Source organism: Variovorax sp. 01N425 (genome assembly GCF_056399465.1).
This window is the reverse complement of the sequence record NZ_JBFTRJ010000010.1, coordinates 292,234-315,774: the sequence shown is the minus strand read 5'-3', so window position 1 is coordinate 315,774 and position 23,541 is coordinate 292,234. Positions and strand designations below refer to the sequence as shown.

General features: G+C 69.4%; 24 protein-coding genes. 18 read left to right on the top strand and 6 right to left on the bottom strand.

Annotation, left to right across the window (positions count from 1 at the left end; genetic code table 11):
* The 15 genes from AC1DSC_RS20145 to AC1DSC_RS20075 form a co-directional block, all read left to right on the top strand.
* Positions 1 to 216 (top strand): hypothetical protein (locus AC1DSC_RS20145; protein ID WP_478131910.1); only part of this gene is annotated, 216 nt, incomplete at its 5' end.
* Between the two features lie 19 nt (positions 217 to 235).
* Positions 236 to 694 (top strand): nitrite reductase small subunit NirD, encoded by a 459-nt coding sequence (nirD, locus tag AC1DSC_RS20140; protein ID WP_012748625.1) that lies wholly within the window; start codon positions 236 to 238, stop codon positions 692 to 694.
* Between the two features lie 23 nt (positions 695 to 717).
* Positions 718 to 3,513: a nitrate reductase gene (locus AC1DSC_RS20135; RefSeq protein ID WP_012748626.1), complete on the top strand. Its 2,796-nt coding sequence runs from the start codon at positions 718 to 720 to the stop codon at positions 3,511 to 3,513.
* Between the two features lie 47 nt (positions 3,514 to 3,560).
* On the top strand, positions 3,561 to 4,466 hold the full coding sequence (gene ybiB, locus AC1DSC_RS20130) for a DNA-binding protein YbiB (RefSeq protein WP_012748627.1): 906 nt from the start codon (positions 3,561 to 3,563) through the stop codon (positions 4,464 to 4,466).
* Positions 4,463 to 5,269 (top strand): uroporphyrinogen-III C-methyltransferase, encoded by an 807-nt coding sequence (gene cobA, locus AC1DSC_RS20125; RefSeq protein WP_012748628.1) that lies wholly within the window; start codon positions 4,463 to 4,465, stop codon positions 5,267 to 5,269. The genes ybiB and cobA overlap by 4 nt, the downstream gene beginning before the upstream one ends.
* A 138-nt stretch (positions 5,270 to 5,407) precedes the next feature.
* Positions 5,408 to 6,526 carry an ABC transporter ATP-binding protein gene (locus AC1DSC_RS20120; protein WP_012748629.1) on the top strand — a complete coding sequence of 373 codons (1,119 nt, stop codon included), beginning with the start codon at positions 5,408 to 5,410 and terminating at the stop codon, positions 6,524 to 6,526.
* A gap of 88 nt (positions 6,527 to 6,614) precedes the next feature.
* Complete coding sequence (locus tag AC1DSC_RS20115; RefSeq protein WP_012748630.1) at positions 6,615 to 7,883, top strand: ABC transporter substrate-binding protein; 1,269 nt, start codon at positions 6,615 to 6,617, stop codon at positions 7,881 to 7,883.
* Positions 7,884 to 7,887: 4 nt separating this feature from the next.
* Positions 7,888 to 8,805: an ABC transporter permease gene (locus AC1DSC_RS20110; protein WP_012748631.1), complete on the top strand. Its 918-nt coding sequence runs from the start codon at positions 7,888 to 7,890 to the stop codon at positions 8,803 to 8,805.
* A gap of 339 nt (positions 8,806 to 9,144) precedes the next feature.
* Positions 9,145 to 10,035 carry an ABC transporter permease gene (locus AC1DSC_RS20105; RefSeq protein ID WP_012748632.1) on the top strand — a complete coding sequence of 297 codons (891 nt, stop codon included), beginning with the start codon at positions 9,145 to 9,147 and terminating at the stop codon, positions 10,033 to 10,035.
* Between the two features lie 111 nt (positions 10,036 to 10,146).
* Positions 10,147 to 11,277 carry a sterol desaturase family protein gene (locus AC1DSC_RS20100; protein ID WP_012748633.1) on the top strand — a complete coding sequence of 377 codons (1,131 nt, stop codon included), beginning with the start codon at positions 10,147 to 10,149 and terminating at the stop codon, positions 11,275 to 11,277.
* A complete protein-coding gene (locus AC1DSC_RS20095) occupies positions 11,277 to 12,068 on the top strand; it encodes a YaeF family permuted papain-like enzyme (RefSeq protein ID WP_012748634.1) in 792 nt (263 codons plus the stop codon). The genes AC1DSC_RS20100 and AC1DSC_RS20095 overlap by 1 nt, the downstream gene beginning before the upstream one ends.
* 5 nt (positions 12,069 to 12,073) lie before the next feature.
* Entirely contained in the window at positions 12,074 to 13,306 is a 1,233-nt protein-coding gene (locus AC1DSC_RS20090) for a BaiN/RdsA family NAD(P)/FAD-dependent oxidoreductase (protein ID WP_041945532.1), read from the top strand.
* Positions 13,307 to 13,456: 150 nt separating this feature from the next.
* Complete coding sequence (rpsU, locus tag AC1DSC_RS20085; protein WP_007833691.1) at positions 13,457 to 13,669, top strand: 30S ribosomal protein S21; 213 nt, start codon at positions 13,457 to 13,459, stop codon at positions 13,667 to 13,669.
* 107 nt (positions 13,670 to 13,776) lie between these two features.
* On the top strand, positions 13,777 to 14,229 hold the full coding sequence (locus AC1DSC_RS20080) for a GatB/YqeY domain-containing protein (protein ID WP_012748636.1): 453 nt from the start codon (positions 13,777 to 13,779) through the stop codon (positions 14,227 to 14,229).
* Positions 14,229 to 14,702, top strand: a complete 474-nt coding sequence (locus AC1DSC_RS20075) for an NUDIX domain-containing protein (RefSeq protein WP_012748637.1) — start codon at positions 14,229 to 14,231, stop codon at positions 14,700 to 14,702. Before AC1DSC_RS20080 ends, AC1DSC_RS20075 begins: the two co-directional genes overlap by 1 nt.
* Before the next feature lie 24 nt (positions 14,703 to 14,726).
* On the opposite strand, the gene AC1DSC_RS20070 is transcribed toward AC1DSC_RS20075, so the two are convergent.
* Entirely contained in the window at positions 14,727 to 15,494 is a 768-nt protein-coding gene (locus AC1DSC_RS20070; protein ID WP_208856264.1) for a sulfite exporter TauE/SafE family protein, read from the bottom strand.
* Positions 15,495 to 15,596: 102 nt separating this feature from the next.
* On the opposite strand from AC1DSC_RS20070, the gene AC1DSC_RS20065 reads away from it, so the two are divergent.
* Positions 15,597 to 16,502 carry a LysR family transcriptional regulator gene (locus tag AC1DSC_RS20065; RefSeq protein WP_012748639.1) on the top strand — a complete coding sequence of 302 codons (906 nt, stop codon included), beginning with the start codon at positions 15,597 to 15,599 and terminating at the stop codon, positions 16,500 to 16,502.
* 24 nt (positions 16,503 to 16,526) lie between these two features.
* Here AC1DSC_RS20065 and AC1DSC_RS20060 read toward each other — a convergent pair whose 3' ends face one another.
* On the bottom strand, positions 16,527 to 17,069 hold the full coding sequence (locus AC1DSC_RS20060) for a nucleoside 2-deoxyribosyltransferase (RefSeq protein WP_012748640.1): 543 nt from the start codon (positions 17,067 to 17,069) through the stop codon (positions 16,527 to 16,529).
* A 70-nt stretch (positions 17,070 to 17,139) separates the two neighbouring features.
* Between AC1DSC_RS20060 and AC1DSC_RS20055 the strand changes: the two genes are divergently transcribed.
* The gene (locus AC1DSC_RS20055; RefSeq protein ID WP_012748641.1) at positions 17,140 to 17,415 is read left to right on the top strand and encodes a DUF4242 domain-containing protein; all 276 of its coding nucleotides are present in this window, start codon (positions 17,140 to 17,142) and stop codon (positions 17,413 to 17,415) included.
* A gap of 3 nt (positions 17,416 to 17,418) precedes the next feature.
* Here the strand turns inward: AC1DSC_RS20055 and AC1DSC_RS20050 are convergent, their stop codons facing one another.
* The 4 genes from AC1DSC_RS20050 to AC1DSC_RS20035 all read right to left on the bottom strand — a co-directional run bounded on the left by AC1DSC_RS20050 (position 17,419) and on the right by AC1DSC_RS20035 (position 22,563).
* Positions 17,419 to 17,889, bottom strand: a complete 471-nt coding sequence (locus AC1DSC_RS20050) for a cupin domain-containing protein (protein ID WP_012748642.1) — start codon at positions 17,887 to 17,889, stop codon at positions 17,419 to 17,421.
* A 70-nt stretch (positions 17,890 to 17,959) separates the two neighbouring features.
* Positions 17,960 to 18,319, bottom strand: a complete 360-nt coding sequence (locus tag AC1DSC_RS20045; protein WP_012748643.1) for a group I truncated hemoglobin — start codon at positions 18,317 to 18,319, stop codon at positions 17,960 to 17,962.
* Between the two features lie 120 nt (positions 18,320 to 18,439).
* Complete coding sequence (locus AC1DSC_RS20040) at positions 18,440 to 21,508, bottom strand: helix-turn-helix transcriptional regulator (RefSeq protein ID WP_012748644.1); 3,069 nt, start codon at positions 21,506 to 21,508, stop codon at positions 18,440 to 18,442.
* A gap of 71 nt (positions 21,509 to 21,579) precedes the next feature.
* Positions 21,580 to 22,563, bottom strand: a complete 984-nt coding sequence (locus AC1DSC_RS20035; RefSeq protein WP_049826095.1) for a helix-turn-helix transcriptional regulator — start codon at positions 22,561 to 22,563, stop codon at positions 21,580 to 21,582.
* Between the two features lie 174 nt (positions 22,564 to 22,737).
* On the opposite strand from AC1DSC_RS20035, the gene AC1DSC_RS20030 reads away from it, so the two are divergent.
* Entirely contained in the window at positions 22,738 to 23,532 is a 795-nt protein-coding gene (locus AC1DSC_RS20030) for a fumarylacetoacetate hydrolase family protein (RefSeq protein ID WP_012748646.1), read from the top strand.
* Positions 23,533 to 23,541: the final 9 nt, after the last annotated feature.

Genomic DNA, 23,541 nt, shown 5'->3' with positions numbered 1-23,541 from the left:
GAGCGCACGGTGCACTACATCGGGCGGGTGGGGCTGGACCATGTGAAGAAGAAGATCCTGGAGGACACCGAAGGCCGCAAGGCGCTGTGGGAGCGGCTGCAGTTCGCGCTGGATGGGGAGCCCGATCCGTGGTTCGAGTCGAGCCAGGCGTCGGTGGACGTGCGGCAGTTCACGCCGGTGGCGGTGGTGGATGACAAGGCGAGCCAGGCGGCCTGAAGACGAGGAGCAACAGCAAATGAGCAACAACAACAGCAACCCCAACAACAGCGGCAACGAGTGGCAGGTGATCTGCCGGGTCGAGGACATCCCGGTGCTGGGGGCGCGCCGCGTGGCACGGCCGGTGGGCGTGGACGTGGCGGTGTTCCGCAATGCCGAGGACCAGGTGTTCGCGCTGCTGGACCGCTGTCCGCACAAGGGCGGGCCCTTGAGCCAGGGCATCGTGTTCGGCACCAGCGTGGCGTGTCCGTTGCACAACTGGGCCATCGGGCTGGACGATGGGTGTGCCAAGTCGCCGGATGAGGGGTGTACGCCGAGGTTTGCGGTGAAGCTTGAAGACGGCCAGGTCATGATGAGCATGGTCGAACTGAAGACGCATGCCCTCGACCTGGCACCGCCGCGCGCCGGCCCCGGCGCCGCCACGGCCGGCAAGCTGGGCGACGAGACCTTCGACGTGCAGGCGCCGCACGGCAGCTAGACGCGAAACAGAGGCATCGATCCATGGCTGAGACTCGCTCCACCTGCCCCTATTGCGGCGTCGGCTGCGGCGTCGTCATCGAATCCGATGGCGCCCAGATCACCGGCGTGCGCGGCGACCCCGATCACCCCGCGAATTTCGGGCGCCTGTGCACCAAGGGCTCGACGCTGCACCTCACGGCGACAGCCACGGTGACGCGGCAGACGCGGCTGCTGCAGCCGATGCGGCGCGCCGAGCGCGGCGCCACGCCCGAAGCCATCGGCTGGGACGGCGCGCTCGACATGGCGACGGACAAGTTCGCCCAGGTCATTCGCGACCACGGCCCCGACGCCGTGGGCTTCTATGTCTCGGGCCAGCTGCTCACGGAGGACTACTACGTCTTCAACAAGCTCGCCAAGGGCCTCATCGGCACCAACAACATCGACACCAACTCGCGCCTGTGCATGAGCAGCGCGGTGGCCGGCTACAAGCAGACGCTGGGCGCCGATGCGCCGCCCGCCTGCTACGACGACCTCAAGCATGCGCAATGCCTTTTCATCGTGGGCAGCAACGCCGCGTGGGCGCATCCGATCCTGTTCCGGCGTATCGAGGATGCGAAGGCCGCGAACCCGGGGCTCAAGATCATCGTGGCCGATCCGCGCCGCACCGACACGGTCGAGATCGCCGACCTGTTCCTGCCGATCCAGCCAGGCACCGACGTCATGCTGTTCAACGGCATGCTGCACCTGATGCTGTGGGAAGGCTGGACCGACAACGGCTACATCGCCGCCCACACCAGCGGCTTCGATGCATTGAAGACCACGGTGCGCGAATGCACGCCCGACAAGGTGGCGCAGATCTGCGGCATCTCGAAAGAAGACCTGCTCGCCGCGGCGCGCCTGTTCGCGACCTCGCCGGCCACGCTGAGCCTCTATTGCCAGGGCCTCAACCAGTCGTCGAGCGGCACCGCCAAGAACGCGGCGCTGATCAACCTGCACCTGGCCACCGGCCAGATCGGCAAGCCCGGCGCCGGCCCGTTCTCGCTCACGGGCCAGCCCAATGCGATGGGCGGGCGCGAAGTGGGCGGCCTGGCCAACCTCTTGAGCGCGCACCGCGACCTGGCCAATCCCGCGCACCGGGCCGAAGTGGCGGCGCTGTGGAATGTGCCCTCGGTGCCCGAAAAGCCCGGCAAGACCGCGGTCGAGATGTTCCAGGCCGCGGCCGACGGCGAGATCCGCGCGCTGTGGATCGCCTGCACCAACCCTGCCCAGTCGATGCCCGACCAGGCCACGGTGCGCCGCGCCCTCGAGCGCGCCGAGTTCGTGGTGGTGCAGGAAGCCTTTTCGACCACCGCCACCTGCGCCTTCGCCGACCTGCTGCTGCCCGCAACCACCTGGGGCGAGAAGGAAGGCACCGTGACCAACAGCGAGCGCCGCATCTCGCGCGTGCGCCCCGCGGTGGCGGCGCCCGGCGAGGCACGGCACGACTGGTCGATTGCCGTGGACTTCGCGCGCCGGCTCGAACAGCGGCTCGGCGCCACGCCCACGCTGTTTCCCTACGAGACCGCCGAGTCGGTCTGGAACGAGCACCGCGAATCCACGCGCGGCCGCGACCTCGACATCACCGGCATGAGCTACGCGATGCTCGACAGCGCGGGACCGCAGCAATGGCCGCTGAAGGAAGGCGAGGCCACCGGCCGCGCACGCCTCTACGAAGACGGCATCTTCCCCACGCCGGACGGCCGCGCGCGCTTTGTCGACACCGTCTACAAGCCGGTGGCCGAGGCGCGCGAGGCGCGCTATCCGTTCTCGCTCAACACGGGGCGCCTGCGTGACCAGTGGCACGGCATGAGCCGCACCGGCACCGTCGGCCGCCTGTTCGGCCACGTGGCCGAGCCGCTCGTGCAGATGAATGCGCAGGACATGGCGCGCCGCCAGCTGAAGGACGGCGACCTCGTGCACCTGACCTCCAAGCGCGGCTCGATCCTGATGCCTGTGCAGGCCAGCGCCGAGATCGGCCTGAGCCAGGCCTTCGTCGCCATGCACTGGGGCGAGGAATACCTGAGCGGCTGCTCGTCGACCGGCACGCCGCTCGCGGGCATCAATGCGCTGACCACCTCGGCCTACTGCCCCACCTCGAAGCAGCCCGAGCTCAAGCACACGCCGGTCAAGATCCTCAAGGCCGAGCTGCCCTGGTCGCTCCTGGCCATGGCCTGGCTGCCGCCCGACGCGGCGCTGGCCGCGCACCAGGCGCTCAAGCCGATGATGGCGATGTTTCCGTTTGCCACCTGCGTGCCGTTCTCGGGCAACACGCCGGGCGAGGAACGCAGCGGCATCCTGTTCCGCGCCGCCGCGCACGATGCGCCGGCCGACGAAACCATCGACCGCATCGAAGGCCTGCTCGGCCTGCGCGGCAGCGATGCCCTGCGCTACGCCGACCGCCGGCGCGGCCAGCGCCGCGTGGCGCGGCTGGTGCGGCGCGCCGACGGCAACGCCGGCCTCGAAGCCTTCCTGCTGGGCGGCGACACCAGCGCCGAGGCCTGGATCGGCACCCTGCTGCGCGAGGAGATTCCGGCGCAGAGCTACGGCCGGCTGCTGCTGTCGCCGGGCGCGCGCGCGCCGGTGGCGGTGCAGTCGCGCGGACATCCGGTCTGCACCTGCTTCAACGTGACCGACCTGGCGATCCAGGCCGAACTGGGCCGCTGCACCGGCACGCCCGACGAGCGCCTGGCCGCGCTGCAGGGTGCGCTCAAATGCGGCACCAACTGCGGCTCCTGCCTGCCCGAGCTCAAGCGCATGGTGCGCGCAACGCCCGCCGAGACCGTGGCCGAGGGTGCATAAGCCGACTTGCATTCCGGCATAAGCATTGCGGGACAATCGGCGCACCCATGGGAATCAGCCAATACATCAAGGAAATCGGCCGCGGCGCGCGAGGCGCCAAGCCGCTCACGCGCGAACAGGCCGCCGACCTGTTCGGCCAGGTGCTGGACGGCACCGTCACCGACCTGGAGATCGGCGGCTTCTGCCTTGCCATGCGCATCAAGGGCGAAACGCCCGAGGAGATGGCGGGTTTCCTCGATGCCACGCATGCCAGGCTCAACCGCCTGCCCGCGGCCGACCGCCCGCTCATCGTGCTGCCAAGCTACAACGGCGCGCGCCGGCTGCCGGTGCTCACGCCGCTGCTGGCGCTGCTGCTGGCGCGCGAAGGCCTGCCGGTGCTGGTGCACGGCAGCGCCACCGAAACCTCGCGCGTGCTGGCGTCGAACGTGCTGGAGGCGCTGGACGTGCCCGCGCTGCCCGCCATCCGCAAGATTCCTTCGGGCGAGGTGGGCTTTGCGCCGACCGAGCTGCTCAACCCCGCGCTCAAGCGGCTGCTCGACGTGCGCCGCGTGGTGGGCCTACGCAACCCTGGCCACAGCGTGGTCAAGCTGATGCAGCCGACCACCGGCCCCTGCGTGATCGTGGCAAGCTACACGCATCCGGAATACGCGCGCACCATGGGCGAAACCTTCGAGCTCATGGGCATGACCGCCCTGCTCTCGCGCGGCCTCGAAGGCGAAGTGGTGTCCGACCCGCGCCGCACTGCGCAGATCGACGGCTTCGTGCGCGGCGTGCGCAGCGAACTGCAGGCCCAGGAAAGCGGCACGGCAAGCGAAGTGCCGGGCCTGCCGAAGGAGATCGACGTCGCGACCACGGCCGCGTACACGCGGCGTGTGCTCGATGGCGAGCTTCCCGTGCCGGAGGCCATCGCAACGCAGGTGAGGCACATCACGCAACTGGCATCCCACGCATGAACAAAGCCACTTCTTCATCCACCGCCGGCAGCTGCACGCTGGTGGGCGCCGGCCCCGGCGACCCCGAACTGCTGACCCTCAAGGCCGTCAAGGCGATCCAGGCCGCCACGGTGCTGCTGGTGGACGACCTCGTGAGCGACAGCATCCTGGCCTCGTATGCGCGGCCCGATGCGCGCATCGTGCACGTGGGCAAGCGCGGCGGCTGCAAGAGCACGCCGCAGGCCTTCATCGAGCGGCTCATGATCACCGCGGTGCGCGAAGGCGAGACCGTGGTCCGGCTCAAGGGCGGCGACCCCTTCATCTTCGGCCGCGGCGGCGAAGAGGTCGAGCACCTGCGCGAAGCCGGCATCGAATGCACGGTGGTCAACGGCATCACGGCCGGCCTCGCGGCCGTCACCTCGCTGGGCGTGCCGCTCACGCACCGCGACCATGCGCAGGGCGTGGTGTTCGTCACGGGCCATGCCAAGACCGGCGCCGGCGCGGCCGAAGACCCGACCGACTGGCGCGCCCTGGCCGCCACCGCGCACAGCGCGCGGCTCACGCTCGTGATCTACATGGGCGTGGCGGGCGCCGGCCACATCGAACGCGAACTGCTGCACGGCCTGCCCGGCGACACGCCCGTGGCCGTGGTGCAGCACGCGAGCTTGCCGCACCAGCGCCACGTGGCGACCACGCTCGGCAAGCTGCAGGCCGGCATTGCCGAAGCCGGCATCGCGAGCCCCGCGGTGATCGTGGTGGGCGACGTGCTGCGCGGACTGGCCGCGGCGACGCTGCCGGCCGACGCGAACCGCTTCGGCACCTAGGCTTCCGGGGTTCCGCGGCGGGGGCCGCCGGGCACCGCACGCGCGGTGCCTCGGGCCGCAAGCCACCGACGTGGCATGGAGCGTGCTTAACGCCAGCATGCTCGCCTTCCGATCATTTTTCGCCCCCCGGGCCCCTCGATGAGCGCCGCCGCCATCGCGCCCCCGCCCGCCGCCGTCGAGGTCGTCGCGCTCAGCAAGCGCTATGCCGCGGGCACGCCCGCCGCCGTCGACCAGATCGACCTGCGCATCGCGAGCGGCAGCTACTGCTGCCTGCTGGGCCCGTCGGGCTGCGGCAAGAGCACCACGCTGCGCATGATCGCGGGCCATGAGTCGGTCACGAGCGGCGACATCCTGCTGGACAACCGCAACATCACCAACCTGCCCGCGGCGGCGCGCGGCACCGCGATGATGTTCCAGAGCTTCGCGCTGTTCCCGCATCTTTCGGCGCTGGACAACGTGGCCTTCAGCCTCAAGATGAAGGGCGTCGGCAAGGCCGAGCGCCAGAAGCGCGCACGCGAACTGCTCGAGCGCGTGGCAATGGGCCACCTGGCCGAGCGCAAGCCCGGCGAACTCTCCGGCGGCCAGCAGCAGCGCGTGGCGCTCGCGCGCGCGCTCATCACCGAGCCGCGCGTGCTGCTGCTCGACGAACCGCTGTCGGCGCTCGATCCGTTCCTGCGTATCCAGATGCGCGCCGAACTGCGCCGCTGGCAGAAGGAACTGGGGCTGACCTTCGTGCACGTCACGCACTCGCAGGAAGAAGCGATGGCGCTGGCCGACACCATGGTGGTCATGAACCACGGCGTGATCGAGCAGGTCGGCTCGCCGCACCAGGTCTACAACCATCCGGCGAGCGAATTCGTGGCGCGCTTCATGGGCGGCCACAACGTGTTCGACACGCCCGCCGGCCAGGTCGCCGTGCGCAACGACCACATGCGGATCGCCCGCGGCGATGCAGCCGGCGGCTTGGCCGCCACGGTCACCGACGTCGAATACCAGGGCACCTACGTGCTGCTCGGCCTCGCGCTGCAGGACGCCGCGCCCGGCCGCGGCAGCGTCTCGGTGCTGCTGGGCGAAGCCGCCTTTCTTGCCAGCCCCCATGCGCCGGGCGATGCGGTGCGCCTGTCCTGGGCCGAAGCCGATGCGCGCGTGCTCGGCCCCGGCGCCAAGCCGCCCGCCGAGCGCGTGCCGGTGCCGGCCGCGAGCGGCAGTCGCCCCGCACGCGACGACCTGGCCGCGCTCGCGAGCATGCCGCTGTGAGCGCGCGGCCGCTCATGCATTGCCTGCATTTCCGTTTGCTTTTTTTCACGTTCCCTCCCCTGCTTTTTTCTTCCACGGAGACTCTTCCATGACCGACCCCATCGACTCGTCCGCCGGCCTCCAGCGTCGCACCCTGCTGCAAGGCACCGCCGGCATCCTGGCCACGGGCATTGCGCCCTTCGTGCATGCGCAGGAAAAGATCGTGCTGCGATACCTGGGCACGGCGGTGAACCAGGACAAGGCCATTGCCGAGAAGTTCAAGGCCGACACCGGCATCGAGATCCAGTACGTGGCCGTGACCACCGACGACGTGACCAAGCGCGCCGTCACCGCGCCCAACAGCTTCGACCTGATCGACACCGAGTTCTTCTCGCTCAAGAAGATCGTGCCCACCGGCAACTTGAAGGGCATCGACACCAAGCGCGTGAAGAACGCCGGCAAGATCACCTCGCTCTTCACCAAGGGCGAAGTGGGCGGCAAGAAGGTCGGCGACCAGGGCACGGCGCCCATCAAGGTGATCTATCTCGAAGGCGAGAAGAGCAAGGCCTTTGCCAAGTCGCCCACCCAGTTCATGTCGCTGATCCCGACCACCTACAACGCCGACACGCTGGGCATCCGCCCCGACCTGATCAAGCGCCCCATCGGCTCCTGGGCCGAACTGCTCAATCCGGAATTCAAGGGCAAGGCCGCGATCCTGAACATTCCGTCGATCGGCATCATGGACGCCGCGATGGTGGTGGAGGCCAAGGGCATCCACAAGTACGCCGACAAGGGCAACATGACCAAGGCCGAGATCGACCTCACGATCAAGACCCTGATCGAAGCCAAGAAGGCCGGCCAGTTCCGCGCGCTGTGGAAGGACTTCAACGAATCGGTGAACCTGATGGCCTCGGGCGAGGTGGTGATCCAGTCGATGTGGTCGCCCGCGGTCACGGCCGTGCGCGGCAAGGGCATCGACTGCACGTTCCAGCCGCTCAAGGAAGGCTATCGCGCCTGGGCCTCGGGCTTCGGGCTGCCGGCCACGCTCTCGGGCAAGAAGCTCGACGGCGCCTATGAGTTCATCAACTGGTTCCTCGATGGCTGGGCCGGCGCCTACCTCAACCGCCAGGGCTACTACAGCGCCGTGCTCGACACCGCCAAGACCAAGATGGAAGCCTACGAGTGGGCCTACTGGATGGAAGGCAAGCCCGCGGCGCAGGACATCAAGAGCCCGCAGGGCGACGTGATCGCCAAGGCCGGCGCGGTGCGCGACGGCGGCAGCTACGAGCAGCGCATGGGCGGCATCGCCTGCTGGAACGCGGTGATGGACGAGAACGAGTACATGGTCAGAAAGTGGAACGAGTTCGTCGCCGCCTGACCCCGTGAGCGCCCCCACCGCCAGCGCGCATGCGCCCAGCCCGTCCGTCCACGCCGTCAAGGCATGGTGGCAGGCGGCGCCGTTCGCGCTGGTGTTCCTGCTGTTCTTCCTGGTTCCGCTGGCGCTGGTCGCGATGGTCAGCCTGTGGAACTTCAACGAGTACGAGCTGATCCCCGCGGTCACGCTGCGCAACTACCTGAGCCTGTTCGAGGGCTGTTCGCATCTCACCGACAACGGCGACCTGTGCGTCACGCTCAACACCTACCTGAGCACCTTCAAGTTCTGCCTGCTGGTGTGGGGCATCACGCTGGTGGTCGGCTTTTCGGTGGCCTACTTCCTTGCATTCCACGTCCGCTCGCCGGGCATGCAGACGGCGCTGTTCGTGCTGTGCACGGTGCCGTTCTGGACTTCCAACGTGATCCGCATGATCTCGTGGGTGCCGCTGCTGGGCCGCAACGGGCTGGTGAACCAGGCACTGATGGGCCCGGGCGTGGTCAATCAGCCGGTCGAGTGGCTGCTGTTCTCCAATTTCTCGGTGGTGCTCGCCTTCGTGCACCTCTACACGATGTTCATGATCGTGCCGATCTTCAACAGCATGATGCGCATCGACCGCTCGCTGCTCGAAGCCGCGAGCGATGCGGGCGCCTCGGGCTGGCAGACGCTCTGGAACGTGGTGGTGCCGCTGTCGCGCACCGGCATCCTGATCGGCTCGATCTTCGTCATCACGATAGTGATGGGCGACTTCGTCACCATCGGCGTGATGGGCGGGCAGCAGATCGCATCGATCGGCAAGATCATCCAGGTACAGACCTCGTACCTGCAGTTTCCGCTGGCCGCGGCCAACGCGGTGATCCTGCTGGCGGTGGTGCTGATGATCATCTGGGGGCTCACGCGGCTGGTTGATATTCGCAAGGAGCTTTAGGGTGAACTTGGGCTCTTTTGTTCGATTCGGGTTTCGTTGTTCAGGGCGCGCTCCCGCCGACGGGGTACCTTGCTCCGCGAATGTCCCCCGCGCTTCGCGCTCCTCCTTTATTTCGCTGCGCAAGGCACCCCATCGACGGAAGCGTTGCAAAGAGCGGTGGTTGATCAGCGGTGCACAACGAGCGTGCCCTCGTGCACAGAGCATCGGGTGCTCCCCGCAGCGAAATCAAGGAGGAGGCCGCAGGCCGGGGGACATTCGCGGAGGGGAGTACCCGGTGATCTGTGCACGCGCCCTGAACGACAGCGCCCTGAACAACAGCCCCCCGAAAGAAAAACACAGATGAGCCAACGCATCGGAGAACAACGCGCCCCCGGCTTCTGGCCCTTGGCGATCGTGTTCGCCCTCTTCGTGCTGTTCCTCTACGGCCCGATGATCACGATCTTCATCCTGAGCTTCCAGGGCCCCGAAGGCGGGCTGACCTTCCCCTTGCGCGGCGTCTCTCTGCACTGGTTCCACAAGCTGGCCGAAGGCCTGGGCACCGTCGACATCGGCGCGGCCTTCCGGCGCTCGCTGGCGCTGGGCGCCGTGGTCATGGGCTTCACCGTGGTGCTGTCGGTGCTCGCCGGGCTCGCGTTCCGCAAGAAGCTCAAGGGCAGCAACGCCCTCTTCTTCGTGACCGTGGCGAGCCTCATCATGCCGTCGATCATCATCTCGCTCGGCATCGGCCTGCAGTTCCGGCTGCTCGACACCGGCATCAAGAGCCTGCTCACGGCAATGGACGCCACCACCCTGCTCGAAGGCTACGGCACCGCGCTCGGCCTCTTCAGCTCCGCGCTCGGCGCCCACCTGACCTGGACCCTGCCCTTTGGCCTGCTCATCATGTTCGCGGTGTTCAACCGCTTCAACCCGGCCTACGAGGAAGCCGCGCGCGACCTCGGCGCCACGCCGTGGCAGGCCTTCCGCTTCGTGGTGCTGCCGCTGATCGGGCCGTCGATCGTCGGCATCGGCATGTTCGGATTCACGCTGTCGTGGGACGAGATCGCCCGCACCTCGCAAGCCATCGGCGACGTCAACACGCTGCCGCTCGAGCTGCAGGGCCTGACCTCGACCGTCACGACGCCTTCCATCTATGCGCTGGGCACGGTGACCACCGTCGTTTCGCTGCTGGTCATGGCCGTGGCGCTGGGCACGGCCGCGCTGCTGCGCCGGCGCGCGGTCCGGCCGCGCTGATACCGGAGACCGGCGGCCGCGTCTAGACCTTTTGGTCGACGTGAGCGTTTTCCTACAGCCGCCTAAAATCGCGCTCCAACAAAAGCGCAAGCAAAAGAGAGAGAGGCGGGCATGCTGGACATCGACAAACTCAACGAATTCACACAGAACCATGGCGAGCTGCAGCGCGGCCGCGGCCTCGTCACCGGAACCATCGCCCTGAGCCTGGGCATCCTGTGCTTCCTTGGCGTGCTGGCCTTCCACTTTCCGCAGTACCTCACGACGCCCGAGCTGCGCAAGAGCTACAACGTCGACGTGATGCGCTTCATCCTGCTGGCGGCCATGGTGGTCTCGGGCGGGCTGGCGCTGGTGAACATCATCTTCAACCGCTCGCGCTGGCTGTCTTCGGCCGCCTTCCTGCTGGTGGCCGCGGCCGCGCTGCTGGGCGGGCACAAGGTGCCGGTGAACGACTTTGCCGACAACACGCCCTACATCGGCCTGGACTGGTTCATCCTGGATCTGCTGGGCTCCTCGCTGATCTTCATCTTCATCGAGAAGCTGTTTGCGCTGCGCAAGGACCAGCCGGTGTTCCGCGCCGAATGGCAGACCGACTTCCACCATTTCGTGGTCAACCACATGATCGTGGGCTTCGTGCTGCTGGCCACCAACCTGATGGTGCACAAGTTCTTCGGCTGGGCCGCCAACGACGGCGTGCGCGGCTGGGTGGGCAACCTGCCGTTCTGGGCCGGGCTGCTGCTGATCGTCCTGGTGGCCGACCTGGTGCAGTACTGGACCCATCGCGCCTACCACGAGGTGCCGGTGCTGTGGCGCCTGCATGCGGTGCACCACAGCGTGAAGAGCATGGACTGGATGGCCGGCTCGCGCCAGCACATCCTCGAGCTGCTGATCACGCGCACGCTGGTGCTGGCGCCGATCTATGTGCTGGGCTTTTCCAAGGAAGTGATCGACGCGTACATCGTGGTGGTGGGCTTCCAGGCGGTGTTCAACCACTGCAACGTGAGCGTGCGGCTCGGGCCGCTGCGCTACATCATCGTCACGCCCAACTTCCACCACTGGCACCACAGCCAGGACGTGGAAGCGCTCGACAAGAACTATTCGGCGCACTACGCCTTTCTCGACTATCTCTTCGGCACCGCCGTGAAAAGCACCAAGCTCTGGCCCGAGAAATACGGCGTGCTCGGCGACTACGTGCCCAACGGCTTCTTCAAGCAGTTGAAGTTTCCTTTCGTCTGGAAGGGATGATGGCGCGGCGCCATCTCCGCGCGGCGGCGCTTGCCGCTTGCGCATCGCTGCTGCTGCTGCTGTCGGCCTGCGCCACCCGCGTCGACCTGCCGTCCAAGGACGCGGGGCTGCGCCTGCGCGTGCAGAGCTCGGTCATCGCGCCCGGCAACGGCGGCGAGCTCATTGCCGCCGATGCGCTGCAGCCCGGCGACATCCTGCTGACCTCCATCGCCACGGTCAATTCCTTCGGCATCCGGCTGGGCACCTTCTCGCCCGTGAGCCATGCCGTGCTCTACCTGGGCGACGGCCTGATCGCCGAGGCGGTCGGCAGCGGCGTGCGCGCGCGGCCGCTGGCCGACGTGGTGGACGAGGAGCAGATGGTCGTGGCCTTCCGCGTGCCCGGGCTCGATGACTCGGGGGCCCGGAAACTGCGCGCCTGGGCCAACTCGCAGGTGGGCATCCGCTACAACACCACCGGCGTGCTGCTGAATGCGCCCTTCGTGCTGAACCGGCGCCTGTGCGAGCTGCCGCTCATTCCCTCCGCCGTGAGCCACTACTGCATCAGCGGCATGGCCATGGTGCAGCTGGGCGCGAGCCGCGACGACCAGTTCTTCTGCTCGCAGTTCGTGCTCGAGGCCTACCGCCAGGCCGGCCTGCCGATCACCGACGCCGACCCGCGCTGGGTCAGCCCGGCCGACCTGCTGCACATGCGCGAGGGCGATGTGCCCTCGATTGCCGCCACGCAGCCGCTGCGCTACGTGGGCCACCTCAAGTACAACGCGCCGCCGCTGCTGGCGGCCGATGGACCCTGACCGGCTTGAGCGCTCCTTCTCATTTCGACGTGGTGGTGGTTGGCGCGGGCGCGGCCGGGCTGTTCTGCGCGGGCCTGGCCGGCCAGCGCGGGCTCAAGGTGCTGCTGGTCGACCACAGCGAAAAGATCGCGGAAAAAATCCGCATCTCGGGCGGCGGCCGCGCCAACTTCACCAACCGCGACCTCGACGTGCGCGCGCCGCAGCGCCACTTCATCGGCGACAACCCGAATTTCTGCCGCTCGGCGCTGTCGCGCTATGCGCCGCAGCAGTTCATCGACCTGGTGCACAAGCACGGCATTGCGTATCACGAAAAGCACAAGGGCCAGCTGTTCTGCGACGGCTCCTCGCAGCAGATCATCGACATGCTGCTGGCGGAGTGCGAGGCCGGCGGCGTCACGCGCTGGCAGCCGTGCAAGCTCGGAAAGATCGTGTTCTCGGCCGCCGGCGACGGCGCATCGGGCGCAGGCAGCTACCGGATCGATAGCACCCGGGGTCCCATCGAGACGCCCAGGCTGGTGGTCGCCACCGGCGGCCTGTCGATTCCGCAGATCGGCGCCAGCGACTTCGGCTACCGCCTGGCCGAGCAGTTCGGCCTGCGCGTCGTCACGCCGCGCCCGGCGCTGGTGCCGCTGACCTTCGGCGGCGAGGCCTGGGCACCGTATGCCGAACTGGCCGGGCTGGCGCTGCCGGTGCGCATCGAGACCGGCGCCAGGAAGGAAAAGATGGCCTTCCTCGAGGACCTGCTGTTCACCCACCGCGGCCTGTCGGGCCCAGCGGTGCTGCAGATTTCGAGCTACTGGAAGCCCGGCAGCCCGCTCACGCTCGACTTCGCGCCGGGCGTGGACGTGGCCGAGGCCCTGGGCGAAGCCAAGCTGCGCTCGAAGAAGCGCATCGCCAACGAGCTGGCCGCGCTGGTGCCCTCCCGGCTGGCGGATGCCTGGGTCGGGCAGGATCCGGCGCTGCAGCGGCCTGTCAACGAGGCGGCCGACAAGGCGCTGGCCGCCCTGGCGGAGCGCATTGCCCGCTGGCAGATCACCCCCAGCGGCACCGAGGGCTACAAGAAGGCCGAAGTCACGGCCGGCGGCGTCGACACCCGCGACCTGTCCTCCCAGACCATGGAATCGAAGCAGCCGGGCCTGTATTTCATCGGCGAAGTGGTCGATGTGACGGGCTGGCTGGGCGGATACAACTTCCAGTGGGCCTGGGCCAGCGCGCACGCCTGCGCCACCTCCTTCTGAAAAGGCCGCGAGGCGCGCGAGGCCTCGCGGAGTGCTATACTCGCGGGCTAACTTCTGGCCTTCCCTCAACGGCCGCAAAAATTTTCAGTTGAGGAACCCCGGCTTGGGGCCTCGATCTCCCCAGGCCAAATTCAGTTCAACGATTCATCAATGACCACCATCCGCGTTAAAGAAAACGAGCCTTTCGACGTCGCCCTGCGCCGCTTCAAGCGCACCATCGAAAAGCTCGGCCTGCTGACCGACCTGCGTGCCCGCGAGTTCTACGAAAAGCCGACCGCCGAGCGCAAGCGCAAGAAGGCAGCCGCCGTCAAGCGCCACTACAAGCGCGTGCGCAGCATGCAGCTGCCCAAGAAGCTGTACTAAGCAACACCCGGGCCCGGCCGCCGACGAAAGTCGCCGCCAGCCCCGTTGCCCCAGCCGCGCCAGGGAAACCTGCCGCGGCTTTTGTTTTTTCCGAAAGGTTGTGCCGAATGACACTCAAAGAACAGATCACCGAAGACATGAAGACCGCCATGCGCGCCAAGGACTCGGAGCGCCTGGGCACCATCCGCCTGCTGCTGGCCGCGCTCAAGCAGAAGGAAGTCGACGAGCGCGTGGAGCTCGACGATGCCATGGTCGTTGCCATCGTCGACAAGATGGTCAAGCAGCGCAAGGACTCGATCGCCGCGTTCACCACCGGCGGCCGCGCCGACCTGGCCGACAAGGAATCGGCCGAGATCAAGGTGCTCGAGGTCTACCTGCCGCAGCGCATGAGCGCCGACGAAGTGGCCGCCGAAGTGAAGGCCATCGTGGCCGAACTGGGCGCCAAGGGCCCCGGCGACATGGGCAAGGTGATGGGCGCGGTCAAGACCCGCCTCGCGGGCAAGGCCGACATGGGCCAGGTGAGCGCCGCCGTCAAGGCCGCCCTCGCGAACAACGCCTGATGAACGACAGCAGCAGCGGCCGCACCAGCCCGATCCTGAAGGCCTGCGCCTGCCTGGTCGACGCCAGGGGCCGGCTGCTGGTGTTCCGCCACCCCGGCGACGGCAACATGCAGCTGCCCAAGGGCACCGTCGAGCCCGGCGAATCGCCCGAGGTGGCGGTGCGGCGCGAGCTGCTGGAGGAATCGGGCATCGACCACGTCGGCGAGCTGCAGCCGCTCGGCACCCTGCAGCGCGACTGCGAAGCCGGCATCGAAGGCAATACGCTGCGCCACCCCCAGCTGTGGCACCTGTTCCTGATGCGCGCCGATGGTCCGCTGCCCGAAACCTTCGACCACGTGGCCATGGGCAGCCCCGAGGAAGACGGCCTGGTGTTCTCGTTCAGCTGGCTCGCGGGCGGCGACGACATCAGCAGCTTCACCCTGCCCTACCGGCAGGCCATCGAGCGCGTGCGCGCGGCCCTGCTCGCAGCGTAGGGCTCGTCGCCAGGTGCTTCGGGCTCACGCCAGCGCGCGAACCACCATGTAGAGCCCCAGCAGCGCCAGCCCGGCCAGGAAACAGCGCCTGAACACCGCCACCGGCAGCCGCTTGCGCAGCCAGGTGCCGATCGCCATGCCGCCGAGGGCCGGCACCAGCATGGCGAGCGATCCCCCCACCGCCGCCACCGGATAGCCGCCGTTGCCCGCGAGCCCGATGGCAAGCACCACGGTCGAGGTGGTGAACGAAATGCCCATCGCCTGGATCAGCGCATCGCGCTGGAAGCCCAGGGCCTGCAGATAGGGCACGGCCGGCACCACGAACACGCCGGTCACCGCCGTCACCAACCCGGTGGCGGCGCCCACCACCGGCCCGAGCCAGCGCTCATGCGCCGCGGGCACCTGCAGCTGCCGTCCCGTGAGGCCCCAGAGCGCGTAAGCCACCAGCGCCACGCCCAGCGCCACCGAGGCCCCTTCGCCCGCCGGCACGCCGAGCCACAGTGCGCCGCCCAGGGTGCCCGCCACGATGCCCGCCTGCATGCCGCCGATGCGGCGCAGCACCGGCCAGAAGCTCGCGCGCGGCCCGGTCTGCCAGAGGTTGGTGACGAGCGACGGCGCGATCAGCAGCGCCGCCGCGCGCACCGGCGGCATCCAGAGCGCAAGCAGCGCCATCGACACCGTCGGCAGCCCGAGCCCGATCACGCCCTTGACCACGCCGGCCAGCAGAAACACCAGGGTGGCCGCCGCCCAGTGGCCCGTTGCCAGTTCTGCAAGATCATTCGAAATCGTCATGGCGGCGCAGTCTGCCGGCCACGGCCGCGCCTGGAAATGCGGCATTCGCGCAGCCGGCCTCAGGCACAGGCTGAGGCTCCCGTGCTACCTTGCGGCCTCACCATGCGATTCGATCTCACCGACCTGCGGCTTTTCCTCCATGTGGTCGAGGCCGGCAGCCTCACGGCCGGCGCGGCACGCTCGCACATGACGCTCGCCTCGGCCAGCCAGCGCGTGCGCGGCATGGAAGACGCCCTCGGCAGCCCGCTGCTCACGCGCCATGCGCAGGGCGTGCGCCCGACCGAGGCCGGCCGCACGCTGCTGCACCATGCGCGCGTCGTGCTGCAGCAGATGGAGCGCCTGCGCGGCGAGCTCGGCGAGTACGGCCAGGGCCTCAAGGGCCATGTGCGGCTCATGTGCGGCACCTCGGCGCTGACCGAGCACCTGCCCGAGGTGCTGAGCCGCTTTCTCATGCAGCATCCGCGCATCTCGGTCGACCTCGAGGAGCGCCCCAGCCCCGACACCGTCGATGCACTGCGCGGCGGCCGCTGCGACATCGGCATCGTCTCGGACGCCATCGACACCGAGGGCCTCGAATGCCATCCGTTCCGCCGCGACGACCTGGTGCTGGTGATGCCGCGCGGCCATGCGCTGGCCGGGCGCCGGCGCGTGATGCTGGCCGAGGTGATCGACAGCGAATTCGTCGGCCTGCCCGCCGACAGCGCGCTGCAGCTGCTGCTCACGCAGCATGCCCGCGCGCTCGGCAAGCACCTGGCCTACCGCGTGCGCGTGGGCAACTTCGAGGCCGTGTGCCGCATGGTGGCGCATGGCATCGGCGTGGGCATCGTGCCGCAGACGGCGGCCGAACGCTGCGCCCGCTCGATGAAGATCGCGCGCGCCGCGCTCGGCGACGCCTGGGCCGAGCGCACGCTGATGGCGTGCGTGCGCTCGTCGCAGGAACTGCCGCTCAACGCGCGGCGCATGCTTGAGCACCTGGTGGCACCGGTGGAACAGGTGGCGGCGAAGTAGCCGCGGCGCCCTTCCCCGGGCGGCTCAGCGCGCCGGTGCGGCGAGCAGTTCCGCCATCTTCTGCAGCGCCGCTTCCGGCGTCGGCGCGATGTGGATCGAGCAGGCCAGCATGAGGTTCAGCGGCTGCCCGAAGTCCTCCACCGCGATGCCGCTGCCGCTCTCGCGCAGCACCCCGGCCGCATCGGGCGCGCATTGCAGCGCCTCCCTGGCGCGGTCGGCATAGCTGCCCGCGGACACGCCGTAGGCCACGACCGGGATCTGCAGCGCCACCGCGGCGCCCACCTCGAACACCGTGCCCGAATCGGGCTCCAGGCCGCGGAAGCACGCGAGGTTGGCCACCACGCCGTCGGCGCCGCGAAGGCGCTGCATGTTGGCCTGGAAGATCTGCATTTCCGGCGCCTGTGCAGCCGGCTCCTCGTTGCCGTCGGCCGGCAGCAGGGCCGCCAGCCCCAGCGCGTCGCAGGCCGCCGCGAGCCGCACGAAGTGCTCCCTGGCGTCCGGGCGAAAGACATCGGGGCCGGCAAGGTAGATCCGCGGGCGCGCCGGGTTGTCGGGGGATGTGTCCATGAAGGGCACATCTTAGGTTTTTGCGGCCCGCCGTACTACGATGGCACTTCCTCACGACGAAGGAGCCGCCATGCCTCTCTACCTGATCGAGCGCAATTTTGCGGATCAACTCGAGGTCTCGCCCGAGGCCGCGGCCGGCATCATCCGCGTCAACGACGACGTCGGCGTGCGCTGGCTGTATTCGTTCCTCAGCGCCGACAAGAAGAAGACCTACTGCCTGTACGAAGCCCCCGGCATCGAGCCGATCCGCGAGGCGGCACGGCGCAACGGACTGCCGGCCGATGTGGTGGTCGAGGTCGGCGAGCTGCGCCCGCCGCCGCTGCCGGCCGACCTCCTGTCGGCCTGAAGTTCATTTCGCCCGCGGGTCGTCCGCCGGATTGACGTAGGTCACGCCCCAGGGGCCGGTGCCGTGCAGTTGCACCACCGTTTCCTCGCTGGTCCAGGCGAAGTGCGGCGTCTTGGGCTGCAGGATCATCATGCCGCCCGCAACCACCGGCATCGACTTCTGCATGTCGAGCTTGTCGCCCAGGCCCATGTGGAAGGTGCCCGAGAGCACGGTCACCCGCTCGACGGCCGGATGCCAGTGCGACGGAATCCGGTAATTGGCCGGCACCTTGAGGCGCACCGTGAAAGGCACGGCCTCGCTCATCGGGCCTTCGATCACCGCGAGCTTCGCGCCGGGCGGCAGCGAGGGAACATCGGCCCATTTGAGGTCGGCGGGCGAGACCATCCGGTGATCGCCGGACTGGGCCCAGCTGGTGGCGATGCCCGCGATCAGGGCGGCGCCGATCGCCCAGGCGGCAAATGGCTGGCGTGTCATGGTGAGCTTCCTTTCCTTCCGTGTCACCGGCGAAGCGCCGCCGGGGCGCGAGCGAGAGCTGCGGCTGCGTCTACAGCCGCACCACGTCGCCCTTGAGCGAATAGAGGATCGCGACCACCTCGTTCTTCTCGGCCTGGTCGTAGCCGTTCTTGGTCATGGCCGCGACGATGTCGTCCATTGCGGCGACCAGTTCCTGCTCGCTGATGTTCATGCCCTTGTGGGCCGACACCAGGTCCTTGCCGGTGTAGCACTGCGGGCCGCCGCTGCCGGAGCAGAGGAACTCGACCACATGACGCTCGACCTCGGCGCGGTTGCTGTTCGCAAAGCGCGAACGGATGAGCGGGTTGGAGTAGTGGTTCTCGACGACGTCGGTGACGAGCCGCTGGATGCGCTCCTCTCCACCAAGTCGTTCGTACAGGGTTGCAGGCATGGGGCGCACTCCTTCGGGTTGAGGGGCCCGGCGGCGCCGAGCCCGAGAACCGAAGTTAGGCCTGGGCGCGCGGCCGCGCATCGCCCGAATTGACCATTTCGCGCCGGTCCGCCCCGGCGATCAGGATGGCTCCAGGCCCTCGGCGACGCGGTGGCGGTGCGCCCAGGCCGCGGCTTCGGTGCGGCTGCGGCAGTCGGTCTTGGAGAGGATGTGGCGCACGTGGTGCGCCACCGTGTGTGGGCTGATGAACAGGCGCTCGGCGATCGCCTGGTTGCTGCAGCCGGCGCAGAGCAGCCGCAGCACGGCAAGCTCGCGCCGGCTCAGGCCCTCGGGGGACGCGGACGGCATCGCGCCGGCGCCTGCCAGTTCGCGCTGCAGCGCCTCGCAGCGCCGCGCCAGGCTGGCCATGCCCAGTTCGCGGTCGAGCGCGAGTGCCGCATCGAGCTGCGTGCCCGCGGCCGCTGCATCGCCGCGCGCGGCCAGCCAGCGCGCCCACTCGAAGCGGCTGTACGCCAGCCAGGGGCGGCCGCCGCAGCGCTCGTCCAGGGCAACGGCGGCTTCCAGATGCACCGCGGCGTTCGCATCGTCGCCGGCCAGTGCGGCGAGCATGCCGCGGTAGCGGTCCACGGCGCCGAAGCAGGCAATGTTGGTGCCGGTCACCACGTTGCGGCCGGCGTAAGGCGCGAGCAGCCGGTACAGCAGCGCCGCGCGCGGCCGGTCGCCGAGGCGGGCGCAGACCTCGGCCGCAAAGACGGTGTTGGTCAGCCACATGCCGTCGCGCGCAATGCCGGCAAAGCCGTCGGCCGCGAGTGCCTCGTAGGCCTCGCGGGCCGGCTCGTGCAGGTCGAGCTCGGCGCAGATCAGTGCGAGGCCGGGCTGCCAGAGGCTGTCGCGCGGCACGCTGCCGACCAGGCCGCGCAGCACCGGCAGCACCTCGCCAAGGCGGCCCTGGTGCCGCCGCAGCACGAAGATCTGCAGGCTGTAGGCGCCCTGTGCGTTGCCGGGCAGGAAGCGCTGCCCGATCGTGAAGGTCTGGCCGGCCAGCCGCTCGGCATCCGCGAAGCGGCCCTCGTAGGCTGCGAGCAGCGTGAGGCTGGCCAGCCCCATGGCCTGCATGAAGGGCTGGCGGATGGCATCCGCCACCCGCGTATGGACCTGGGCCAGCGGGCGCGCCGCGGCGAGTTCGCCCTTCTCGACCAGGTCGCCGAAGTACCAGCCGGTCAGCGCGTCGACCCACTCCATGTGGCCGGCACGCTCGGCCACTTCGAGTGCCTCGCGCGCGCAGCGCAGGCGCTCGTCGAGCTGGGTGGGATCGGCGCGCGCCGGCAGGATTGCCGCCAGCGCCTTGAACAGCGGGTGCGGCATCGCCAGTTCGCGCGCCAGCGCAACGGCCTGGTGCTGCGCCGCGTTGGCCTGCGGCTGGCGGCCGCAGAAGATGCAGGCGCGGCACAGCGCGGCCAGCAGGTCGACCCGCAGCGCGGCGTCGAAACCGTCTGACGGCGCCAGCGCCTCTTCGAGCAGCGCCGCCGCCTGCTCGCCCGGGTGGCTGATGCGCCAGCCGTTGTTCTCGAAGCCGAGCGCCGCCTGCGCGAACAGGTCCGCGTCGCCGAGCGCGCGCGCCAGCGTGGCCGCTTCCAGGAAGGTGGCGGCACTGGCATCGTTCTCGCCGGCATGCATCTGCACCGCACCGAGCGCCAGCAGCAGCGCGCCATGTCGCGCGCGCTCGGCCGGCAGCCAGCGCTCCTGCAACTGCAGCGCGAGGCGGTAGCAGCGCAGGGCTTCTTCGTGCGCCATCAGCGCCACGGCGCGCGCGGCGGCCTGCTGCGCGATGTCCAGCGCGCGCGCCGCGTTGCCCGCGGGCAGGGCCGCGGCCGCATGGTAGGCGAGCTGCGCCAGCACCGCGTCGAGCCGCCCGGCGTGGCGCGCCTCGAGCGACTCGGCGATGCGCCCGTGCAGCGCGACGCGGCGCGCCGCGGGCAGCTCGTCATAGAGCACCTCGCGGATCAGCACGTGGCTGAACTGGTACTGCGGCCCGGGCGGCACGGCCTCGATGACGCGCTGCGCCAGCGCCTCGTCGAGCCTGCCCAGCAACGCGGCCTCGCTGCCGGCGCCGGCCAGCTCTGCCAGCAGCGGCAAGTCGAAGTCGCGGCCGATGCACGCGGCGATCGCGAGCAGTTCGCAGCACGGCGCCGACAGCTGGTTGAGCCGCTGGCCGATCACCGCGCGGATGCCGCTCGGCACGGTCTCGGCCCGCGCCGCGGCGGCGTGCGGGTCGTTGCCGCAGGGGCCCTGCTGCAGGAAGCGCAGCGTCTCGACCAGGTACAGCGGATTGCCCTCGGTGCGGCGATGCATGGTCGCGATCACGGCGGGCGGCGGCGTCACGGCGCTGGCCGCGGCCACCATCCGCTCGGTTTCCTCGAGGCTCAGCCCTTGCAGCGGCAGGCGGCAGAACTGCCGGGTGTTCAGCAGCTCGGCCAGGGTGGCAGCCAGCGGATGCTGGCGCGACAGGCCGGCCTCGCGGTAGGAGCCGAGCAGCAGGATGCGGGATTCGCCGACGTCCTGGGCGATGAAGGCCAGCAGCCGCAGCGACGAGGCGTCGGCCCAGTGCAGGTTGTCCAGGATCAGCAGCAGCGGACGCAGCGTCGCCACCTGGCGCCAGAAATGCGTGATCGAGGCAAACAGCCGGAAGCGTGCCTGGTCGCCCTCGCCGATCGCCGGCAGCGCGGTGCCGGGGGGCAGCCGCCCGGCAAGCTCGGGCGCGATCTCGACCGCCGCGGCGGCCTCGCGCCCGAGCAGCGCGGGCAGGCGCTCGTCGCGGCAGGCACGCAGGCAGGCTTGCATCGCGCGGGTCCACGGCAGGAAGGGCGGCGCGCCGGGTTCCTCGAGGCAGCGGCCCCACAGGGTCAGCATGCCGCGCCGCAGGGCCAGCGTCGCCACCTCCTGGGCGAGCCGCGTCTTGCCGATGCCGGCCTCGCCGCTCAGCATGACGACGCGGCCGCGCCCGGCCAGCGCCCCGCCGAGCGCATCGTGCGCCAGCTGCAATTCGCCGCGGCGCCCGACGAAGGGCTCGCTCGCGCCCGCCACCGCCGCTCCCGCAGCAGGCGCCGCACCGCAGGCCGGACATGGCGCATCGGCATGCAGGCGAACGCGCCCGCAGCGATGACAGCCGATCCGGTCCAGTGCAGCCATGCCGCTCCTTGTGCTTTGCCGGCCACGGGACCGGCAAGCGCGAGTCTGCGCGCGGCGAATGCCTATAGGACTTAGGACTTACGCGACGGTGAAGGGAGGCTGTCGGCCCGGCGGCTCCGGTCCGGCGGCGCCGCCGCCGCCGCCAGCCCGGCATCCGCCTGGCTGCGGAACTGCCGCGGCGTGACGCCGCTCTGCAGCCTGAAGCGGCGGCTGAAGTACACGGCGTCGCCGAAGCCGCACTGCCGCGCGATGTCGCCGATGCGGGCGTTCGAGGTCACCAGCAGTTCCTTCGCGCGCTCCAGGCGGCGCTCGGTCACGAGTTCGGTGAAGGTGCGCTGGGTCTGCTTCTTGAGCAGGTGCGCGAGGTAGTTGGGCGACAGCATGGCGGCCGCCGCGGCGTCGTTGAGCGACATCTCCTCGGCCAGGTGCTCGCGCACGTAGCGCATCACGCGCTGCAGCGCATCGTGGCCCGCGCTGCGGCCGCTCTGCAGCGCCGCCTGCGCGAGGAGCGGCGCCTCGTGCCGGTGGCAGGCCAGCGCCATCAACTGCAGCAGGATGCCGCGGATCGCACCCACGGCACCGAAGCGCCGCTCGCGGTTCAGCGCGGCAAGCTCATCGAGCCATCCGAGGATGCGCGCGAAATCGGCATCGCCGAAGTGGAAGTCCATGTATTCCTGGAACAGGAAGGGTGCGAGCTCCGGCTGGCGCGCGGCCGGCACCTCCTCCAGGTCGAGCGCCTCGACCGCGAGTTCGGGCCAGAGAAAGCCCTGGTCGAAGTTCACGATGGCATAGCGCGCGCCGGGCGGATGCGGCACCACGTGCACGCGGTAGGGCAGCACGAAGCTCAGGTGCCCCGCGGTGAACGGCCGCACCGCGCCGCCAACTACCTGTTGCGAGCCGCCGTGGATGCTCACCTGGATCTGGAAGTACTCGTGCCGGTGCGGCCGCGCGAGCACGTCGCGCGCGCCTTCGAAGCGGATGTCGAAGTCGAGGTGGTTCGCGCGCTCCTGCATGCCATAGAGGCGCAAGCTGCTGGATGGAAGAGCCGACGACATGGCGCGATGGTAAGCCCCTCGCCCAGGGCCGCCCCGACAGGCGGGACGGTGTTGCTTTCGTCCTGTTTTTGCGTAGATGCGTGCGCAAGCGCCGCCGCGGCGCGCTCCAGAATGGCCCGGCCGGCTGCGGCCGGCGTTCATCGCCTTTCATCAAAGATCCAGGAGACAAAGACCATGTCCAATTCACGACGCGGCCTGCTGGCCGGCTCCGCCGCCGTGGCCGCCAGCGCCATGGCCGGCTGCGCGCTGCCGGCCGGCGGCGCATCGCGCCCGGCGCCCACGCCCTTCACGGTCGCACAGGCCACGGTGCCGATCGTCGGCAGCGAGCAGGCGTTTCCGGTGCGCCGCATCTACTGCATCGGCCGCAACTATGCGGCCCATGCGCGCGAGATGGGTTCCGACCCGAGCCGCGAACCGCCCTTCTTCTTCCAGAAACCGGCGGACGCGATCCAGGTCGTCACGCCCGGCACCGTGGCCGACCATCCGTACCCCTCGCTCACCAAGAACTACCACTACGAGGTGGAACTGGTGGTCGCGCTCGGCAAGGGCGGGCGCAACATCGCGGCGGCGGATGCGCTGGACCTGGTCTACGGCTACTCGCTCGGGCTGGACATGACCCGGCGCGACCTGCAGCGCGAGATGGGCGACCAGAAGAAGCCCTGGGAGATCGGCAAGAGCTTCGACCGCTCGGCGCCGATCGGGCCGATCCATCCCGTGGCCAAGGTCGGCCACTACACCGACGGCGCGATCTGGCTCAAGGTGAACGGCCAGACCAAACAGAACGCCACGCTCAAGCACATGATCTGGTCGGTGGCCGAGCAGATCAGCCGCCTGTCGCAGGCCTTCGAGCTGATGCCCGGCGACATCATCTATTCGGGCACGCCCGAGAACGTGGGTCCGGTGGTGCGCGGCGATGTGATCGAGATCCACATCGACGGCCTGCCGAAGCTGTCGGTGCGCATCGTCTGATGGATGCGC

Coding starts and splice junctions, on each gene's coding strand:
- AC1DSC_RS20080 (WP_012748636.1), top strand. CDS start 13,777: ATGACACTCAAAGAACAGATCACCGAAGACATGAAGACCGCCATGCGC.
- AC1DSC_RS20115 (WP_012748630.1), top strand. CDS start 6,615: ATGACCGACCCCATCGACTCGTCCGCCGGCCTCCAGCGTCGCACCCTG.
- AC1DSC_RS20070 (WP_208856264.1), bottom strand. CDS start 15,494: ATGACGATTTCGAATGATCTTGCAGAACTGGCAACGGGCCACTGGGCG.
- AC1DSC_RS20075 (WP_012748637.1), top strand. CDS start 14,229: ATGAACGACAGCAGCAGCGGCCGCACCAGCCCGATCCTGAAGGCCTGC.
- AC1DSC_RS20040 (WP_012748644.1), bottom strand. CDS start 21,508: ATGGCTGCACTGGACCGGATCGGCTGTCATCGCTGCGGGCGCGTTCGC.
- AC1DSC_RS20050 (WP_012748642.1), bottom strand. CDS start 17,889: ATGACACGCCAGCCATTTGCCGCCTGGGCGATCGGCGCCGCCCTGATC.
- AC1DSC_RS20035 (WP_049826095.1), bottom strand. CDS start 22,563: ATGTCGTCGGCTCTTCCATCCAGCAGCTTGCGCCTCTATGGCATGCAG.
- AC1DSC_RS20120 (WP_012748629.1), top strand. CDS start 5,408: ATGAGCGCCGCCGCCATCGCGCCCCCGCCCGCCGCCGTCGAGGTCGTC.
- ybiB (WP_012748627.1), top strand. CDS start 3,561: ATGGGAATCAGCCAATACATCAAGGAAATCGGCCGCGGCGCGCGAGGC.
- AC1DSC_RS20095 (WP_012748634.1), top strand. CDS start 11,277: ATGGCGCGGCGCCATCTCCGCGCGGCGGCGCTTGCCGCTTGCGCATCG.
- rpsU (WP_007833691.1), top strand. CDS start 13,457: ATGACCACCATCCGCGTTAAAGAAAACGAGCCTTTCGACGTCGCCCTG.
- AC1DSC_RS20030 (WP_012748646.1), top strand. CDS start 22,738: ATGTCCAATTCACGACGCGGCCTGCTGGCCGGCTCCGCCGCCGTGGCC.
- nirD (WP_012748625.1), top strand. CDS start 236: ATGAGCAACAACAACAGCAACCCCAACAACAGCGGCAACGAGTGGCAG.
- cobA (WP_012748628.1), top strand. CDS start 4,463: ATGAACAAAGCCACTTCTTCATCCACCGCCGGCAGCTGCACGCTGGTG.
- AC1DSC_RS20045 (WP_012748643.1), bottom strand. CDS start 18,319: ATGCCTGCAACCCTGTACGAACGACTTGGTGGAGAGGAGCGCATCCAG.
- AC1DSC_RS20105 (WP_012748632.1), top strand. CDS start 9,145: ATGAGCCAACGCATCGGAGAACAACGCGCCCCCGGCTTCTGGCCCTTG.
- AC1DSC_RS20100 (WP_012748633.1), top strand. CDS start 10,147: ATGCTGGACATCGACAAACTCAACGAATTCACACAGAACCATGGCGAG.
- AC1DSC_RS20135 (WP_012748626.1), top strand. CDS start 718: ATGGCTGAGACTCGCTCCACCTGCCCCTATTGCGGCGTCGGCTGCGGC.
- AC1DSC_RS20065 (WP_012748639.1), top strand. CDS start 15,597: ATGCGATTCGATCTCACCGACCTGCGGCTTTTCCTCCATGTGGTCGAG.
- AC1DSC_RS20055 (WP_012748641.1), top strand. CDS start 17,140: ATGCCTCTCTACCTGATCGAGCGCAATTTTGCGGATCAACTCGAGGTC.
- AC1DSC_RS20060 (WP_012748640.1), bottom strand. CDS start 17,069: ATGGACACATCCCCCGACAACCCGGCGCGCCCGCGGATCTACCTTGCC.